The organism is Bartonella sp. CL435QHHD (assembly GCF_042195095.1).
Classification (GTDB): Bacteria; Pseudomonadota; Alphaproteobacteria; order Rhizobiales; family Rhizobiaceae; genus Bartonella.
On the sequence record NZ_JBHINS010000069.1, the window covers coordinates 1 to 17,645 of the forward strand.

18 protein-coding genes are annotated in these 17,645 nt (G+C 37.5%); 16 read left to right on the top strand and 2 right to left on the bottom strand.

Annotation, left to right across the window (positions count from 1 at the left end; all coding sequences use genetic code 11):
- The 16 genes from ACFILH_RS05140 to ACFILH_RS05215 all read left to right on the top strand — a co-directional run.
- A partial coding sequence (locus tag ACFILH_RS05140; RefSeq protein WP_375667470.1) for a YadA-like family protein occupies positions 1–402 on the top strand: 402 nt, incomplete at its 5' end.
- Positions 399–1,004 carry an invasion associated locus B family protein gene (locus tag ACFILH_RS05145; RefSeq protein WP_273790643.1) on the top strand — a complete coding sequence of 202 codons (606 nt, stop codon included), beginning with the start codon at positions 399–401 and terminating at the stop codon, positions 1,002–1,004. The genes ACFILH_RS05140 and ACFILH_RS05145, both read left to right, overlap by 4 nt.
- Positions 1,005–1,908: 904 nt before the next feature.
- Positions 1,909–3,219, top strand: a complete 1,311-nt coding sequence (locus ACFILH_RS05150) for a Ppx/GppA phosphatase family protein (RefSeq protein WP_375643371.1) — start codon at positions 1,909–1,911, stop codon at positions 3,217–3,219.
- A gap of 29 nt (positions 3,220–3,248) precedes the next feature.
- Positions 3,249–3,977 carry an RlmE family RNA methyltransferase gene (locus ACFILH_RS05155; protein WP_375667471.1) on the top strand — a complete coding sequence of 243 codons (729 nt, stop codon included), beginning with the start codon at positions 3,249–3,251 and terminating at the stop codon, positions 3,975–3,977.
- 173 nt (positions 3,978–4,150) lie between these two features.
- Positions 4,151–5,176, top strand: a complete 1,026-nt coding sequence (gene obgE / locus ACFILH_RS05160; protein ID WP_273790640.1) for a GTPase ObgE — start codon at positions 4,151–4,153, stop codon at positions 5,174–5,176.
- 1 nt (position 5,177) lies between these two features.
- Positions 5,178–6,317, top strand: coding sequence for a glutamate 5-kinase (proB, locus tag ACFILH_RS05165; protein ID WP_375631102.1), 1,140 nt, complete (start codon positions 5,178–5,180; stop codon positions 6,315–6,317).
- A gap of 45 nt (positions 6,318–6,362) precedes the next feature.
- Positions 6,363–7,619: a glutamate-5-semialdehyde dehydrogenase gene (locus ACFILH_RS05170; RefSeq protein WP_375631101.1), complete on the top strand. Its 1,257-nt coding sequence runs from the start codon at positions 6,363–6,365 to the stop codon at positions 7,617–7,619.
- Positions 7,620–7,648: 29 nt separating this feature from the next.
- On the top strand, positions 7,649–8,242 hold the full coding sequence (locus tag ACFILH_RS05175; protein WP_273790637.1) for a nicotinate-nucleotide adenylyltransferase: 594 nt from the start codon (positions 7,649–7,651) through the stop codon (positions 8,240–8,242).
- Positions 8,243–8,353: 111 nt separating this feature from the next.
- Positions 8,354–8,740: a ribosome silencing factor gene (gene rsfS / locus ACFILH_RS05180; protein WP_273790636.1), complete on the top strand. Its 387-nt coding sequence runs from the start codon at positions 8,354–8,356 to the stop codon at positions 8,738–8,740.
- Between the two features lies 1 nt (position 8,741).
- Positions 8,742–9,224, top strand: coding sequence for a 23S rRNA (pseudouridine(1915)-N(3))-methyltransferase RlmH (gene rlmH / locus ACFILH_RS05185; RefSeq protein WP_273790635.1), 483 nt, complete (start codon positions 8,742–8,744; stop codon positions 9,222–9,224).
- Positions 9,225–9,357: 133 nt separating this feature from the next.
- A complete protein-coding gene (locus ACFILH_RS05190) occupies positions 9,358–10,602 on the top strand; it encodes a murein hydrolase activator EnvC family protein (RefSeq protein WP_375667488.1) in 1,245 nt (414 codons plus the stop codon).
- Positions 10,592–11,902 carry a S41 family peptidase gene (locus tag ACFILH_RS05195; protein ID WP_273790634.1) on the top strand — a complete coding sequence of 437 codons (1,311 nt, stop codon included), beginning with the start codon at positions 10,592–10,594 and terminating at the stop codon, positions 11,900–11,902. Before ACFILH_RS05190 ends, ACFILH_RS05195 begins: the two co-directional genes overlap by 11 nt.
- A 39-nt stretch (positions 11,903–11,941) precedes the next feature.
- Complete coding sequence (locus ACFILH_RS05200) at positions 11,942–12,463, top strand: RNA pyrophosphohydrolase (protein ID WP_273790633.1); 522 nt, start codon at positions 11,942–11,944, stop codon at positions 12,461–12,463.
- Positions 12,464–12,562: 99 nt separating this feature from the next.
- Complete coding sequence (locus ACFILH_RS05205) at positions 12,563–13,123, top strand: invasion associated locus B family protein (RefSeq protein ID WP_273790632.1); 561 nt, start codon at positions 12,563–12,565, stop codon at positions 13,121–13,123.
- Positions 13,124–13,451: 328 nt separating this feature from the next.
- Positions 13,452–13,745: a YggT family protein gene (locus ACFILH_RS05210; RefSeq protein WP_273790631.1), complete on the top strand. Its 294-nt coding sequence runs from the start codon at positions 13,452–13,454 to the stop codon at positions 13,743–13,745.
- A gap of 22 nt (positions 13,746–13,767) precedes the next feature.
- Positions 13,768–14,082 (top strand): DUF167 domain-containing protein, encoded by a 315-nt coding sequence (locus ACFILH_RS05215; RefSeq protein WP_273790630.1) that lies wholly within the window; start codon positions 13,768–13,770, stop codon positions 14,080–14,082.
- 53 nt (positions 14,083–14,135) lie between these two features.
- Here the strand turns inward: ACFILH_RS05215 and ppa are convergent, their stop codons facing one another.
- Together ppa and typA are read right to left on the bottom strand one after the other, a co-directional pair.
- On the bottom strand, positions 14,136–14,666 hold the full coding sequence (ppa, locus tag ACFILH_RS05220) for an inorganic diphosphatase (RefSeq protein ID WP_273790629.1): 531 nt from the start codon (positions 14,664–14,666) through the stop codon (positions 14,136–14,138).
- Positions 14,667–14,734: 68 nt separating this feature from the next.
- Positions 14,735–16,561, bottom strand: a complete 1,827-nt coding sequence (typA, locus tag ACFILH_RS05225; protein ID WP_273790628.1) for a translational GTPase TypA — start codon at positions 16,559–16,561, stop codon at positions 14,735–14,737.
- Between the last annotated feature and the right edge of the window lie 1,084 nt (positions 16,562–17,645).

The window sequence follows — 17,645 nt, forward strand, 5'->3', positions numbered from 1 at the left end:
GGTCAGTTGCATGATTATACTGAAGAGCAGATGAAGATAGTTCTTGAAGATGCCAATAAGTATACGGATGAGAAAGTTAGTGGTCTTGTCAATGATGGTGTTAACGAGTCGAAATCCTATACGGATATGAAATTTGAGACGTTGAATTATGCTATTCAGGATGTTCGGAAAGAAGCAAGACAAGCTGCTGCTATTGGTCTAGCGGTGTCCAACTTACGTTACTATGATATACCAGGATCTTTAAGTGTTTCATTTGGGAGTGGTTTATGGCGCAGTCAATCTGCACTTGCTCTTGGTGCTGGTTATACATCTGAAGATGGAAATATTCGCTCGAATGTATCTGTGACAAGTGCTGGAGGTCATTGGGGAATAGGCGCTGGAATTACTCTGAGGTTGAGATGATAATAGAAAAAATGGCTGTTATTGTAAAAACGAGAAGTATGTTAGTAAAGGTTCTGCTGTTTGCTCTTGCCTTAATAGGCAAGAGCGAAAGCTTTGCCAACGAGAATAATAATATTTATACAGTGCATCCACCGCACTTATCGATACCTAAGGGAGAACCTGGCGAAACACGTCGAATTATTATGCAATTTTATGATTGGACTTTGATTTGTGACGAAAAACAAAAGCTTAAACATAAGCAAGGTATATGTAATGTGACACAGACGGTTCATGATCAAGAAGGAAATACCATTTTTAGTTGGTCTCTTGTTTCTACGACAAGTGGTCAAGCAGTGATGCTTTTTCGAACATTGCCAAATTCTGATATAAATGTTCCGATTCAAATGTTTGTAAAAGATGTTAAAAAACCTGTTCTTATTAATTATACGCAATGTAATGAAACGGTTTGTTTGGCACAATCACCTGTAGGGCCGGTTTTGACTAAACAAATAGAGCAGAACAATAAGGTACGTATTTCCTATAAAACTAAAGAAGGTAAGGTATTTTCTTTTACTGTACCATTTAAAGGGTTAAATGCGGCACTTAATTCTTTCCGTCCTTAGAATCCATCGAGTATTTTTAACAAGAGTCATTTTTCCATAAATTGTTGTATTATATTTTTGAGTGTAAATTATAAGGTCAGATAAGTAAGAAGTTTTATATAATATGATATCGAGGTGATTTATTGGAAAGAGTGAGAGTTTTATGAATATAAAGTCACAGTAAGTTCTTTATATGTAATAGAAAATCAAGTTAGTGTTTCCTATAATGCTTAAAGAGTGATTTCGTTAGTTATTAAAAGTAAAAAAGATTAGAAATACTCGATTTCTTCCTTACAATAATGAGTAGACTAAATTCTTTTTTTAAGCTTCAAATGGATTTTTAATGCGGTCTGATTAAGCATTAATATTTTTCAGATAAATTTTATAATTCTAGAGTTTTTTTGAACGATAGTTTTTATTGGTATTCACGAAATAACAGCTATTGTAATTGCATTTTGTAGTACTACGGAACTTTTATTCCAGCATAATCAAAGCCATTTCATTGCATATAACAAACGTGGTTTGTGTGTGGATAACGAAAAATTTTTTTTCTTATAAACCGTACTAATGTATAGGTTGTTGTAACCTTAAAAGTCAGCAAATAGTATGATAGTGTAGGTTTGTTACAATAGATGTGTGCTCCGTGTAAATGGTATCAAGAAAAGAGCATAATTTATAAAAATTGATGTGAACGTAAACGATTAATTTATAGTTTTAAGTTCATAAAGAGATGCATGATTTCACGGAAACAACCGAAAGATTATACAAAAATCTGAATGATGTTAGTGTAGAAAATTTTAATGATAGAAAAAGAAAGAATGATTTCTTGTATATATCATTTGATGCTGCATTATTGCTTTATTTAGGAATGAGCAGAAGAGTTTTCGCGTTTATTTATTGGGGGAACGCTCAAGGGATAAGGGACATGACCCCGTTAAATTATGGTTCAAAAGAGTTAAAGCGAGGAGAAATATACGATACCAAAGCAGATCAGTTGTATGATCAGTGCAGTAGTAATACAAATAATCTTTCTGCATTGTCACGAACAGAGGCATACTCTGTCCTTGTTGATATAAAGAGACAACAGAGAAAAAAACATTATGAACAGAAACAGGTTTTTGTTCAATCTGAGGCAGCTTTTGAGTTTCATAATCAGATAATGATAGGTGCTCAAAAAACAAAAAAACTCAAAGCACCTTTTCTTCGACGGTTCCATCCAGTAAAATCTCCACCTCTTTATGCGGCACTTGATCTCGGAACAAATAATTGTCGTCTTCTTATCGCATCTCCCAGTAAACCTGGATATTTTCGTGTTGTTGATGCTTTTTCTCGTATTGTACGATTGGGAGAAGGTTTAATAAATAACGGTTTTCTTAATACACAAGCTATGGATCGTGCGATTGAGGCATTAAAGATTTGTCATTTAAAGCTAAAACAAAGGCATATTAAGCGTTATCGCTTGATTGCAACGGAAGCTTGTCGTTCTGCAGAAAATGGTAGACATTTTATTCAGCGTGTTTTGGAGGAGACAGGACTTGAATTGGAAATTGTTGATCGGCGAACAGAAGCGCGTTTTGCTGTTACAGGGTGTAGTACACTTGTTGAACCAAATACTGACGCAATTGTGCTTTTTGATATTGGAGGAGGGTCATCAGAAATTGTGCTACTTGATGTTTCTCAAAAGCGTTCTTTTCGTTTAGCTAGACAAATTATCGCTTGGACTTCTCTTCCTGTTGGTGTTGTTACGCTTGCTGAACGTTTTGGAGGGAATGATATTAGCTTAGACGATTTTGAAAAAATGAAAAGCTATGTGCGAGGGTTATTAAATAATTTTTCAGATCGTCATAAATTAGGAGAGTTAGCACAAGGTTCGAAGTTTCATCTTTTGGGAACCTCCGGTACAGTTACGACTTTAGCAGGAATGTATCTTAATTTAGAGCGTTATGATAGGAAAAAAGTGGATGGCATTTGGATGAAGGATGCAGACATTACACTTATGACACAACGTCTATTATCATGGGATATAGAAAAACGTGTCATAAGTCCTTTTATTGGGCGCGAGAGAGCAGATTTAGTTTTAGCTGGTTGTGCAATTTTAGATGTTATTCGGGAAGTTTGGCCAAGTCAGCGTTTAAGAGTTGCTGATCGTGGATTAAGGGAAGGAATTTTGATAGAGTTAATGTTACGCGATGGGGTATGGTGTCGTCGTAGAAAGAGCAGAGATTTCAAGCGTTAGAGAATTAAATATGGAGACAATGAATAACGATGAAAAAAACAACAAAAACACCGAGAGGTGGCTATGGAGGTTCAGGGTCACATGAATTATATCAGCGCGTAAAAAAGAAAGCAGGAACCATTAAAGCTTCATCACGACGATGGTTAGAGAGGCATCTGAATGATCCTTATGTCCATCAATCAAAAGTAGATGGGTATCGTTCGCGTGCGGCTTATAAACTCATTGAAATTAATGAGCGCTATAGGTTTTTGAAAAAAGGTCAAAAGGTTATTGATCTAGGAGCAGCACCTGGGGGCTGGTGTCAGGTGGTTGAGCGTATAGTAGGGTCAAGTGATGAGGATCCTAGCGTTGTTGGTATTGATTATTTACATGTTGATCCATTACCTAGAGTTGCCATGTTGGAAATGGATTTTTTGCATACAGATGCACCGCAGAAATTAATTGAAACTTTAGGGACAAAACCGGATGTGGTTCTTTCTGATATGGCAGCGCCAACAACAGGTCATCGTCAGACGGATCATTTAAGAACGATTTATTTATGTGAAGTTGCGGCTGATTTTGCTCTTTCGGTTCTTAAGCCTGGGGGACATTTTTTAGCAAAGGCTTTTCAAGGAGGAGCAGAAAACACTCTTCTTACGATACTAAAACAGCATTTTAAAAAAGTCTATCATGTTAAACCACCCGCAAGCCGATCAGAATCAGTAGAGCTTTATCTTCTAGCACTTGAATTTAAGGGAAAAACAAACATTCAAGAATAGCGCCTTCTTTTAAGAAGACTTAACTTTACTTAACCTATTTAGATGTGATGATTTTTTTCTCAAAGAGTTATCGGCGATAGTGACAGTTTTTCTGTTATCAATGATGAAAAACTGGTAAAACTAATGTATTGCCTATAGAGGTAAAGAGATTGATTCCTCAGTGAGTGTTTCCAATGAAATTTCTTGATCAAGCTAAAGTTTATATTCGTTCTGGTAATGGAGGTTCTGGAGCAGTATCATTTCGTCGTGAAAAATTCATAGAATTTGGGGGACCTGATGGGGGGAATGGAGGACGGGGTGGTGATGTTTGGGCTCTTGTTGTTGATGGGCTTAACACGCTGATTGATTATCGCTACCAACAGCATTTTAAAGCAAAAACAGGGGGGCATGGCAAGGGGCGTAATATGACGGGTGAGAAGGGTAATGATGTCATCCTTAAAGTTCCGGTTGGGACGCAAATTTTTGAAGAAGATAATACAACGTTAATATGTGATTTAACGGAAGTGGGACAGCGCTATCGCCTTGCAAAAGGAGGGAATGGCGGTTTTGGCAATCTTCACTTTACAACATCGACAAATCGGGCACCGCGTCGTGCAAATCCAGGTTTGGCTGGAGAAGAGCGTGCAATATGGCTTCGTTTGAAGTTAATTGCTGATGCGGGGCTTGTTGGTTTACCAAATGCTGGAAAATCAACTTTTTTAGCTTCTGTAACGGCTGCAAAACCAAAAGTTGCAGATTATCCTTTTACCACTCTACATCCTCATCTTGGTGTTGTACGTATTGATGGTCGTGAATTTGTTTTGGCTGATATTCCAGGATTAATTGAAGGAGCGCATGAAGGTGTGGGAATTGGAGATCGTTTTTTAGGACATGTGGAACGTTGTCGCGTACTGCTTCATCTAATTTCTTCTCAAGAAGAAGATGTAGCAAAAGCATATCAAATTGTGCGTCATGAACTTGAGGCATATGGAAATAATCTAAGTGATAAAACTGAAATTGTTGCTTTAAGCCAGATAGATACTCTGACAATTGAAGAGCGTGAAGCTAAACGGGAAGCTTTGCAAAGAGCAGCGGATCAACCAGTTATGATGTTTTCTGCGGTTAGCCGCGAAGGTTTAGAAAATGTGCTGCGTGCTGGTGCACATATTATTGAAATGTCACGCAAAGAGGAGATCAGTGGGGATAGCAAGGTTGATTGAGATGGCTGTTGGATCGCAAAAACTTACACACTATAAACGTATTGTGGTCAAGATTGGATCTGCCCTTTTGGTTGATCCTCAGGCAGGTTTACGGGTTGAATGGCTTAAAAGCTTGATCAATGATGTTGTTGAATTACACAAAGGAGGCGTAGAGATATTATTGGTGTCTTCAGGTGCTATTGCTTTAGGAAGGACATTGCTACAGCTTCCTAAGGGGGCTTTGAAATTGGAAGAAAGCCAGGCATGTGCTGCTTTGGGGCAAATTGAGTTAGCAAAAACCTATGGTGATGCGCTTGCTCAACATGGGCTCAAAACAGGCCAAATTTTGCTCACTTTATTTGATACGGAGGAGCGAAGGCGTTATCTCAATGCACGTGCAACGATTGAGACGCTTTTATATTTGGGAGCTGTGCCTGTTATTAATGAGAATGATACTGTTGCAACAACTGAAATTCGTTATGGTGATAATGATCGTTTAGCTGCACGTGTGGCAACAATGGTGAGGGCAGATCTTTTAATACTTTTATCCGATATTGATGGTCTTTATACAAAGTCTCCCCATAGTGATCCTACGGCTGAATTTATACCTTTTGTTGCATCCATTACGCATGATATCGAAAAAATGGCAGATGTTGCTGCTTCAGAGTTTTCACGGGGAGGAATGAAGACTAAGCTTGAAGCCGGAAAAATAGCTAATGCTGCTGGAACGGCGATGATTATCACCTCAGGCAAGCGTATGAATCCTCTTGCTGCAATTGACAAAGGTGAACGCAAGAGTTTTTTTGCGGCAAGTAAGAAATCTGTCAATGCTTGGAAAACATGGATTTCTGGTCATTTAGATCCATCTGGTGTTTTGACGATTGATCAAGGAGCCATTAGGGCTCTTGAATCAGGAAAATCATTATTAGCTGCAGGGGTTATTGGCGTTGAGGGAAATTTCCAGCGTGGGGATACGGTTGCAATTGTTGGTACAGATGGAGTTGAGATTGCGCGTGGACTTGTAAGCTATGACAAAGATGAGGCTGTACGCATTATAGGACATAAAAGTGAAGAAATCGAAGCTATTCTTGGGTATGAGGCGCGCTCTGCTATGGTGCATCGTAATGATATGATTGTACGTTGCTTGACCAATACTGTTTAAAAAAGTTACTTTTGTTTTTATTGTTTTGGCAGAGTGGATGTTACGATGACTTTAGAAGAACAAATGAAAGATATGGGACAAAAAGCACGCTATGCCGCTGCAGCGTTAGCTGTTGCTTCTTCTGAGCAAAAGAACAATGCATTAGAAATGATCGCTTTAAGTCTAGAGGCTCAGTCAGATGAAATTTTACGGGCGAATTGTCAAGATTTAGAGAATGCTGCTCAGAATAATTTGAAAGCTGCAATGATTGATCGGCTAAAATTAGATGATTTGCGTTTACGTGCAATGATAGACAGTGTTCGCCAAGTTGCTCGTTTATCTGATCCTGTTGGACAAGTGATGGATGAATGGACGCGTCCAAATGGGCTTCATATAAGTCGTGTACGAACACCTCTTGGTGTGATTGGCATTATTTATGAAAGTCGTCCCAATGTTACAGTTGATGCGAGTTCTTTGTGCTTAAAAGCAGGTAATGCTGCGATTTTGCGCGGTGGTTCGGATAGCTTTCATTCTTCTCATGCTCTTCATTTAGCTTTGGTACAAGGTTTAGAGCGCTCTGGTTTACCCAAAGATGCTATCCAAATGGTTGGAACGACAGATCGTGCTGCCGTTGGGGAAATGCTCAAAGGATTGGATGGAGCGATTGATGTGATCGTACCACGTGGTGGAAAGAGCCTTGTTGCCCGCGTTCAGTCTGATGCACGTGTTCCAATTTTTGCTCATTTGGAGGGACTTTGTCATATTTATATTGATAAATCGGCAGATTTAGATATGGCACGCAATATTGTTTTAAATGCAAAGCTGCGGCGGACAGGGATATGCGGTGCTGTTGAGACAGTTCTCATTGACGGCCAAGCATTAAAAAAATTTCTTCCTGTTTTAACTGCTTTACAGGAAAAGGGGTGTGAAATTCGTGCCACAGAAGATATTGTTTTTCTTATGCCAGATGTCAAATTAGCTTCTGAAGAAGATTGGTCGCATGAATATCTTGATGCTATTCTTTCTGTTAAAACGGTTGAGGGTGTTGAGGGAGCCATTTCTCATATCAAGCGTTATTCATCAGGACATACGGAATCGATTATTGCTGAGGATTTGGAAGTGGTGAAGAATTTTTTTAATCATTTAGATTCAGCTATTTTATTACACAATGCATCTACACAATTTGCTGATGGAGGTGAATTTGGTTTTGGAATGGAAATTGGTATCGCAACAGGAAAAATGCATGCACGTGGTCCCATAGGTGTTGGACAGCTAACATCATTTCAATATCACGTTAAAGGAAATGGTCAGGTTAGAGCTTGAGAACACCATTTTTTCCATGGAAAAATTGTATGCCACATGTTGAAAGATCTAATGTTGTGGGTCTTTTTGGTGGTTCCTTTAATCCACCGCATGCGGGGCATCTTCTTGTTGCAAAAATTGCCATTCGGCGTTTGCATCTTGATCAGTTATGGTGGATGATCACTCCAGGAAATCCTTTAAAGGATTGTACACAGTTGCCCTCTTTAGAGGAGAGAATGCAATTAAGTTTTAAACTTATTGACCATCCAAAAATTCGCTTAACAGGTTTTGAACAGGCTATAGGGAGCAAAGTATCAGTAGATACGATTTTTCATATTCTTACCCATTACAGTGGCGTAAATTTTGTATGGATTATGGGGGCAGATAGTTTTGCGACGATACATCAATGGTATCGATGGCATGATATCGTCTCTATGCTTCCTATTGCGATTATTGATCGTCCTTTAGGCAATCGGTCAGCACTTTCTTCTCCTATGGCACATATTTATCGCCGTTTTCGTTTGGATGAGAGAGAAAGTAAGCGATTACCTTTTATCAAGCCACCAGTTTGGACTTATTTGCATGGACCTTTATCTTTTCAATCTTCAACAAACCTTCGTTTGAAGAAGAATGATTTTTCTTGAACATTTCATAAGATTCTGCTTCTCTTTAGAGAAGTCTCTTTTTTAGATTCCACAACGATAAGAAAGGATATTGATCTGAAAAACGTTGCACACAAACACTCTTACGATATTATGCCTTCAAAAGAAAAAAAAGTTTTTTCTGTTAGTGAGAGTCTTGAAGTTATTCTCAAGAGTTTAGAAGATACAAAAGCAGAAGATATTGTTGCTATTGATATTCGAGGGAAGTCATCTTTGGCTGATTATATGGTCATAGCTTCAGCAAATTCGCAGCGTCATGTATCGTCTGTTGCTGATCATTTATTACATACTTGGAAAGATAGTGGGCAGGGGCTTGCGCGTGTAGAAGGGCTTGCTGGAGGTGACTGGGTATTGATTGATACAGGTGATATTATCACTCATCTTTTTCGTCCAGAAATTCGTCTTTTTTATAATTTAGAAAAAATATGGATGACACCGGATTTAAACGATACGGCTTTGCTTCTCTTCGGAGATCATTAAAATGCAAATTTCTATTTTTGCGGTTGGTCGTATGAAAAGTGGGGCGGAGCAAAAATTAGTTCAGCATTATTTGGATCGTTTTTCTAAAATTTCTGGAGATGTAGGCTTTCATTTAAAAAAGTTACAAGAGATACCAGAAAGTCGTGCTCAAACAGTTTGTCAACGTATGGAGGAAGAGGGCAGAAAACTTATTGAATTTTTACCTGAAAAATGTCGATTAATTGTGTTAGATGAGCGTGGAGAATCGATTTCGTCAATTTCTTTTTCTGAAAAATTGAGGTGTTATCGTGATGAGGGCATTCGAGATGTCGTCATTGCTTTGGGAGGACCTGATGGGCATAATGAACAAATAAAGAAGCGTGCTGATTTTCTTTTATCTTTTGGTTTGATGACGTGGCCACATCAAATTGCACGTATTCTTCTTACAGAACAACTTTACCGCGCTGTAACAATTGAAAATAATCATCCGTATCATCGTTTTTAATATTTTTGTGCAATTTTTAGCACTTATTTATATGTTTATTAATATTGTTTTAGCTGACACCATTTAAAGCATCTCTAATGTATACGATGAGGTGTCATGGTTTTTGCAAATGAAAAAGCTTCTTCATAGAAAGATGCTATATTTATATGAGGAGTGCGTCATATTTGTCATTCTGCTCTTGAGTATGTTTTTTTGCTTTTCTGTATCGCGTGCGGAAGATACAATGAGGAGTACGGAAGTACATAAAGAATTGGGAGAAATTCGCCAAAATATTTCACTTTCGCGTGAGCGTGTTGCTTTTCTTATGCATCAAGTTGAGCATTTAAAAAAAGATCAACGTGTTTTGAGTGATGCACTCATAAAAGCGGCTAAAGAAGAACGTATAGTAGCAGATGATATTGCTAAAAGGGAAGAAAAGCTTAAAAAAATGATAGAAAAGCGGGTACAAGTCTATCAAAGTTTAAAAAATCGTCGTGCTGAATTTGCGGAAGTTCTTGCAATTTTGGAGCGTATGGGATTGAATCCGCCTCCTGCTCTTATGATACAGCCAGAGGACGCGTTGGCTTCTATACGTAGTTCTGTTTTATTAGGTACTGTTATTCCTCAGATGCAGGAGAAAACACGAGATTTAACAGAAAAACTCAAGGAGTTGACCAATTTGAGTAATTCCATTACTACGGAATATAAGGCATTAAAGACAAAACTGCAAAATCAAGCAGAGCAGCGAAAACGTCTAGAGCTTTTATTAGACCAAAAAAACAAACTACAAAAAAAATCAGAAAAAGAACTTACAGAACAGCAACAAAAAAATATTGCTCTTGCTAAAAAAGCGCAGTCTTTGGAAGAATTGATTTTAGAGCTCGATCGTCAGTCAAAACTTAACTCTGATGCATCAGTACAGGTACGGAAAAGTTTGCAATTGTTAGAACAGTCCAATTTTGAAAGCCGAAAAGGTTCTTTACTTTTTCCTGTTTCAGGAAAAAGAATACATCACTCTAACAAAAGTTTGCAGATTACGCGCTTTGGTGAAACGATAGAAACAGAGGCAGGAGCTGTTGTTATATCACCTGTGGATGCTTTTGTTGCTTTTGCAGGGCCATTTCGTTCTTATGGACAGTTAATCATTCTCAATGTTGGAAATGGTTATCATATCATTCTTACTGGAATGTCGAGAATTAATGTAAAACAGGGGCAATTTGTTCTTTCAGGTGAGCCTCTGGGTATAATGGAGATGCAATTTATTTCAAACAGTGTTGCATTGGATATAGGAAAAACTTCTCCAATGCTTTACATTGAGTTTAGAAAGCAGGGAAAACCTGTAAATCCAACTCCTTGGTGGCAGACTGAAAAAATAAGAAGGAGCCAAAATGATTCGTAAAGTTATTCTTTTGGTCGCTGGGGTATTGCTCGGCGCCTGTTCAATGATTATGGTGCAGTCTGTTGCTGCGAATAATGAAGATAATGCATATAAAAAGCTAGCTATATTTGGCGATGTTTTTGAGCGTGTGCGTATGCAATACGTTACAGTTCCAGATGATAAAAAGCTTATTGAAAATGCTATCAATGGCATGCTCACATCACTGGACCCTCATTCATCTTATTTGAATGCTGAAGAAGCCAAGGATATGCGGGATTCTACGAAAGGAGAGTTCGGAGGTCTTGGTATTGAGGTCACTATGGAAAAAAACTTAATTAAAGTTGTTTCACCAATGGATGATACTCCCGCTTCAAAAGCAGGTATTCTAGCAGGAGACCTTATTTCAAAAATTGATGATGTACAAACGAATGGTCAAACATTGAATGAAGCTGTTAATAAGATGCGAGGTGCTCCTGGAACACCAATTACCTTAACAATTATTCGTTCTGGTGTTGATAAGCCATTTGAAGTGAAGATTGTTCGTGATATTATCAAAGTAAAAGCGGTGAAATATCGGGTTGAGGGTGATATTGGATATTTAAGAGTTATCCAGTTTTCTGAGCAGACATTGAATAATCTTCTGGCGGCAATTAAAGATATCCAATCTAAAATTCCTGAAGATAAGCTAAAAGGTTACGTCCTTGATTTGCGGCTTAATCCGGGTGGGCTTTTAGATCAAGCTGTTAATGTTTCGAGTGCTTTTCTCAATAAAGGTGAAATTGTGTCGACTCGTGGGCGCAAAAAGAGTGATGTGACAAGATTTGATGCGAAGCCAGGTGATGTCATCAATGGAAAACCGCTCATTGTCCTTATTAATGGTGGTTCGGCAAGTGCTTCTGAAATTGTTGCGGGTGCATTACAAGATCATCGTCGTGCAACAATTTTAGGGACGCAGTCTTTTGGTAAAGGATCTGTTCAAACAATTATTCCTTTGGGTGAAAATGGGGCTTTACGCTTAACAACAGCACTTTATTACACGCCATCTGGCACTTCTATTCAAGGAACAGGGATCACGCCTGATATTATTGTAGAGCAACCACTCCCTGAAAAATATAAGGGTTATGATGTAAAAGTTGGTGAGTCTGCATTAAAAGGACATATCAAAGGAAAACGAGAGAGTAATAAAGGATCTGGTTCAGCTGCTTTTGTTCCCAAAGACCCTAAAGATGATATCCAGTTGAATGAGGCTTATAAATTGTTACGAGGTGAAATGGCAAATGCAGCATTTCCACCAGATCCCAATAAGGATGTGTTAAAGTGAGAATTGATATCTATAGCTTGCGATTTTGAGGAATATTAAATGGATGCAGGTATTAATTTGAAGGTTCTTCCATATCGCAAATGTGTTGGGATTGTTATCTTTAATCATGACGGTAAAGTGTGGGTTGGGCGTCGTTTAATGATGCCCATTCATGCAGATATTGAAATATCTCATCGTTGGCAGCTTCCTCAAGGAGGGATTGATGAAGATGAAAAACCATTAGATGCAGCATATCGTGAACTTTATGAAGAAACGGGTATTCGATCTGTGAAGTTGATTAAAGAAGCACAAAATTGGTTCCATTATGATTTTCCACAAGAACTTATTGGGTGCACATTAACAAATAAATATCGTGGGCAAATACAAAAATGGTTTGCTTTCCAGTTTACAGGAAAGCTTTCTGAAATTGCGATTAATCCGCCACCAGATGGCAATAAAGCGGAATTCGATCAATGGAAATGGATTGATCTAGAAACCCTTCCGTTGATTGCTGTTTCTTTTAAAAAGCACGTTTATACGAAAGTTGTCAGCGAATTTCGAGGTAGCCTTAGACCATTATAAAAGCTATATGATTACGAGAAAGCTTTTTTTATTAAGATGCTTTATATTATAATAAATAATAAACATGTTTCTCTTTTATGTAAAGAACAGGAATATAAAATGAAAAAGTTATTTAATTTACTTATAGTTTTTACTCTCTTGAGTATTTCATCTGTTGCATTTGCAACAAGTTCAAAACCTCCTGCATCAAAAGATGCGGCAGCGACATTGCCAAATGGAGCTTCTTCTTTGACTGAAACCTACGGTTTGTGGACTATTAACTGTGGTATACAAGAAGGGAAAAGAATTTGTTTTATGCACCGTCAAGAAGTGAATGAGCAGGGGCGTGTTGTTGTGGCTATGGGCCTTACTCTCGATGCTGAGGGTGTTGTATCTGGTAATTTAACAGTTCCTTTTGGCATTTTGGTTTCTAAGCCTGTTCGTTTACAAGTTGATGAGGGAAAAGCTGTTATCGAAACCGGTATCCGGACTTGTGTACCAGCAGGTTGTGTGGTTCCTGTCGTTTTTGACAAAAATCACGTAGCAGCTTTACGTTCTGGAAAACAGTTAAAGTTGGCGATGACAATTGCTGCTGCAGGTGAACCAGCTTTGAATGATTTATTTGTTCAGCTAGATGGTTTTAGCAGTGCTCTTAATCGTTTGACTGCTTTGCAGAAATAATTTTAAAACTAAAAGCGGCCTTTAAAAGGCCGTTTTTAGTTTGTTTGTTTTTTATATATTAATAATTAAGACGATGAGATTTAAGATTAATCCTATAAGGGATATTCAGATTTTTTGCCGTTTCTTCTATTGTATGTGCTATTTTTAATTTTGATATTTGTTTTCTAACTGCATCGTCATTAAATAGAGAGATGAAGAATTTAGATGTCTGGTTTTTATTCAAGAAAAAAGAGTATTGGAAATATAAAACCATTTTTTGATACACAGACCTGCTTTAATGAAGGTTTTCTATACGCTCTTCTGTTTCCTTGATTGAAAGGGATGACGCATGATTTATGCATTGCTTCGAACGATTGATTTGATTTTTGAGATTTATATTGATATTTTAATCGCTAGTGTCATTTTTTCTTGGCTTTATGTCTTTAATATCATAAATTCACGCAATCGCTTTGTTGTTTTGATAGGAAGCTTTCTAGATCGTCTTACAAATCCCGTTCTAAGCCGTATCCGGAAAATTTTACCAAATTTGGGAACGATTGATATTTCACCTATTGTAGTGTTCATTATTATATATTTTATTCGTACTTTTATGTGGCGCGTTTACGCAAACATGTATGTATAGAAATATTACTTGAGGCGAATACATGTTTTATCAAGTTGATAAAAATAACTTGATTTTGTTTGTATATCTCATTCCCAAATCGTCCGTTGACAAAATAATAGGGATTGAATGTAGGGATGGTGAGAAACAATATCTGGTTATACGCCTTCGTGCTGTTCCTGAAGATGGAAAAGCGAATAAAGCTCTCATTAAATTTCTTGCCAAGCAATGGAGAATACCATCTTCTTCTATTTCTCTGAAAAACGGTGCAATATCTCGCTACAAACAACTTTACTTTTCAACACATTTAGAAGAGCTAAAGCAGATATGGCAATCCTTTAGAGATTGCATCTCGTAGAAAAAATAAAGAATAAAGCCTATTTTTAAATAGGCTTTATTTTATTAAAATCGTTATATTTTTTTATTGCGCTCAACAGCTTGCTTAATTAATTCATGCGCAAAGTTTTTATCACGCCATCCTTCAATTTTAGCCCATTTTCCAGGTTCCAGATCTTTGTAATGCTTGAAGAAATGTTCAATTTGTTTGAGTGTAATCTCGGGTAGATCTGTATAGTCATGAATATTGATATAGCGTTTTGTTAATTTTGTAGTGGGAATGGCAATAATTTTTTCATCTTTACCACCATCATCTTCCATCATTAGAGCTCCGATGGGGCGAACATTGATAACACAACCAGGCATAAGTGGACGGGTATTACAGATAAGGACATCAATAGGATCACCATCATCTGAAAGCGTATGAGGGACAAAACCGTAATTTCCAGGATAAACCATTGATGTATGAAGAAAACGGTCAACAAATAATGCACCAGACTTTTTATCCATCTCATATTTTATTGGTTGCCCACCAAGGGAGACTTCCACAATAACGTTAATATCTTCTGGTGGATTTTTGCCTACGGGTATTTCCTTAATATTCATAGAGACATCCTTTCTGGAATATAGTGAGGCTCAATACAATTAAATATTTTACCAAAGAGATTATGAAATTAACTTGAAATTGATGCACGTGTTTTTTCAAAACGTTTACGTTCATTAGGATCAAGATAGAGTTTGCGGAGACGAATATTTTTAGGGGTTACCTCCACAAGTTCATCATCTTGTATCCACGATAAGGCACGTTCTAATGTCATTTTAATGGGAGGCGTTAACTTTACGGCCTCATCTTTTCCAGAAGCGCGCATATTGGTGAGTTTTTTCCCTTTTAAGACATTGACTTCTAAGTCATTATCTCGTGAGTGGATGCCAATAATCATACCTTGATAGACTTTCACACCCGCATCGATGATCATAGGACCACGATCTTCAAGATTAAAAAGAGCATAAGCGACAGATTCACCGTTGTCATTTGAAATCATAACACCATTAACACGACCAGCAATGTCTCCTTTATAAGGTTCATAAGCATGGAAAAGGCGATTCATAATTGCTGTACCACGTGTGTCCGTTAAAAGTTCAGATTGATAACCAATGAGTCCTCGGGTTGGTGCATAAAAGACAAGGCGGACACGATTACCTCCAGAAGGACGTAATTCCACCATTTCGCCTTTACGTTCAGACATTTTTTGTACAACAGTACCGGAATATTCTTCATCAACATCGATAACAACTTCTTCGATTGGCTCAAGAGTTATTCCATTTTCATCTTTTTGCATAACAACACGTGGGCGTGAAACACTAAGTTCAAATCCTTCACGGCGCATATTTTCAATGAGAACTGCAAGCTGTAATTCTCCTCGTCCTGAAACGTAGAAAGAATCTTTATCGGCTGATTCTTCAATTTTAAGAGCGACATTGCCTTCTGCTTCTTTTAACAATCGGTCACGAATGACACGGCTTGTTACTTTATCGCCTTCAGTTCCAGCAAGGGGACTATCGTTGACGAGAAAACTCATAGTAACAGTAGGAGGATCAATTGGTTGGGCAGTAAGGGGTTCATTGACAGTAGGATCACAGAAAGTATCAGCTACGGTACCTTTTTGTAGACCTGCAATCGCAACAATATCACCAGCACTTCCTTCTTCAATAGGTTGCCGTTCTAAGCCACGAAACGCTAAAATTTTTGAAATACGCCCAGTTTCTAAAAGTTTTCCATCTTGTCCAAGAACTTTGACATTTTGATTGGGTTTTAGACAGCCAGAATGAATCCGCCCTGTAATAATTCGTCCCAAAAACGGATCCGCTTCAAGAATAGTTCCAATCATGCGAAACGGTCCTTCTGCTACACTAGGAGAAGGGACATGCTGCGTCACAAGATCAAATAAAGGACCTAATCCATGATCTTTTGGTCCTTCAGGGGCTTCAGCCATCCATCCATCGCGTCCAGATCCATAAAGAATAGGAAAATCAAGCTGTTCATCGGTTGCATCAAGAGCAGCGAAAAGGTCAAAAACCTCATTAATGACTTCATCAACGCGTGCATCCGGTCGGTCAATTTTATTAATAGCAACAATAGGGCGCAATCCTACTTTCAATGCTTTGCCAACGACAAATTTTGTTTGTGGCATTGGTCCTTCAGCAGCATCAACAAGTACAATGGCTCCATCAACCATATTTAGAATGCGTTCAACTTCTCCACCAAAGTCGGCGTGTCCTGGTGTATCAACAATATTAATTCGAGTATCTTTCCAAACAACAGATGTCACTTTCGCTAGGATTGTAATTCCGCGTTCTTTCTCAATATCGTTTGAATCCATCATACGTTCGCTTGTACGCTGATTATCACGGAAGTTTCCTGATTGCTTGAGAAGTCCGTCTACAAGCGTTGTTTTCCCATGGTCAACGTGGGCAATGATGGCAATGTTACGCAATTGCATAAATTTTCTTCTTTTCGTTTAATGAAATTTCATTTGAGGCAAAGTCTTTACATTCTTTGCCTGACTATTAAAAAACCTTTTACATGTTTTTTTATAGTTTTGGAAGATGGAGGCAATATTTTTATGACAAAACTATTTATCCAAGTCTTTAAGGCTCTATTAAGCTTCAATTGCTGGAGCTTCGTAAAAGGATTTTTATAGTGCGTATGTTCTATTCTCGAGCTAAGAATTATCCAAAAAATCACCGTCAACTTGATTTCTATCAATATGACACAAGGAATTTATATGAGCTCTTGTAAGAGTAAGTAAGTATAAAGCTAGCCATATTATTGTTGTTGTTTTGCAAAGAGATTAATAAAAATCCGGAATATCTCTCAATCCATAGCCAATTTATTGACAATTGTACAACATTCTTATTCTAAATAAAGCTTTTTCTTATTCTATAACTTGTCAAACAAAATCCAGATCTAATGCAACCGTGTATTTGAGGTAAATATTGAGATGATTAAGAATTTTATAAGAAGTTCTAGCTTTTGTATGCCAGATTGGGGCAAGAGTTATATCTGTTTTATTTATTTATGAATCCGGAATACAGTCTTATTTAGAAAGAATATGAAGGCATCCAAAGAAAATTTCCATCTTTGCCGTTAATCCAATTTATGCTTTCAAAGGCATCTAAAGTAATATCTTTTAAACCATGGAGATAGTGCTTTGCCCCTCACACTTTTGTTAATCGTATTCTCTAATAGGAGCATGCTTTTCATGCCAAACAGAACACTTTAAACAGAATATACTTGTTGTTGCATATTCATGTACTTAAGAGAGATTGCTTAACGTATACTACATCCATTCCATGATAGGCTCATAAATGATATAATATACGCGAATAGTATACTATTAACGCCTTTGTGAAAAAATATAAAACTGTTGAGCATTATCATTATCATTCTTTCTCAGCTGTCAATATTGCGCCAGTTTTTGCTACGAGAAAGAAGATATAAGAAGTATTTTATTTTTTTCTTGAATAGTTTTTAGCCATACACCGATCTCGTTTGTGACTGGCAAGAAGATGACTTTAATCGAT

Bases quoted from the DNA above. Each gene is read 5' to 3' on its own strand.
- ACFILH_RS05145 (WP_273790643.1), top strand. From the start codon at position 399: ATGATAATAGAAAAAATGGCTGTTATTGTAAAAACGAGAAGTATGTTA.
- ACFILH_RS05150 (WP_375643371.1), top strand. From the start codon at position 1,909: ATGACCCCGTTAAATTATGGTTCAAAAGAGTTAAAGCGAGGAGAAATA.
- ACFILH_RS05155 (WP_375667471.1), top strand. From the start codon at position 3,249: ATGAAAAAAACAACAAAAACACCGAGAGGTGGCTATGGAGGTTCAGGG.
- obgE (WP_273790640.1), top strand. From the start codon at position 4,151: ATGAAATTTCTTGATCAAGCTAAAGTTTATATTCGTTCTGGTAATGGA.
- proB (WP_375631102.1), top strand. From the start codon at position 5,178: ATGGCTGTTGGATCGCAAAAACTTACACACTATAAACGTATTGTGGTC.
- ACFILH_RS05170 (WP_375631101.1), top strand. From the start codon at position 6,363: ATGACTTTAGAAGAACAAATGAAAGATATGGGACAAAAAGCACGCTAT.
- ACFILH_RS05175 (WP_273790637.1), top strand. From the start codon at position 7,649: ATGCCACATGTTGAAAGATCTAATGTTGTGGGTCTTTTTGGTGGTTCC.
- rsfS (WP_273790636.1), top strand. From the start codon at position 8,354: ATGCCTTCAAAAGAAAAAAAAGTTTTTTCTGTTAGTGAGAGTCTTGAA.
- rlmH (WP_273790635.1), top strand. From the start codon at position 8,742: ATGCAAATTTCTATTTTTGCGGTTGGTCGTATGAAAAGTGGGGCGGAG.
- ACFILH_RS05190 (WP_375667488.1), top strand. From the start codon at position 9,358: ATGCTATATTTATATGAGGAGTGCGTCATATTTGTCATTCTGCTCTTG.
- ACFILH_RS05195 (WP_273790634.1), top strand. From the start codon at position 10,592: ATGATTCGTAAAGTTATTCTTTTGGTCGCTGGGGTATTGCTCGGCGCC.
- ACFILH_RS05200 (WP_273790633.1), top strand. From the start codon at position 11,942: ATGGATGCAGGTATTAATTTGAAGGTTCTTCCATATCGCAAATGTGTT.
- ACFILH_RS05205 (WP_273790632.1), top strand. From the start codon at position 12,563: ATGAAAAAGTTATTTAATTTACTTATAGTTTTTACTCTCTTGAGTATT.
- ACFILH_RS05210 (WP_273790631.1), top strand. From the start codon at position 13,452: ATGATTTATGCATTGCTTCGAACGATTGATTTGATTTTTGAGATTTAT.
- ACFILH_RS05215 (WP_273790630.1), top strand. From the start codon at position 13,768: ATGTTTTATCAAGTTGATAAAAATAACTTGATTTTGTTTGTATATCTC.
- ppa (WP_273790629.1), bottom strand. From the start codon at position 14,666: ATGAATATTAAGGAAATACCCGTAGGCAAAAATCCACCAGAAGATATT.
- typA (WP_273790628.1), bottom strand. From the start codon at position 16,561: ATGCAATTGCGTAACATTGCCATCATTGCCCACGTTGACCATGGGAAA.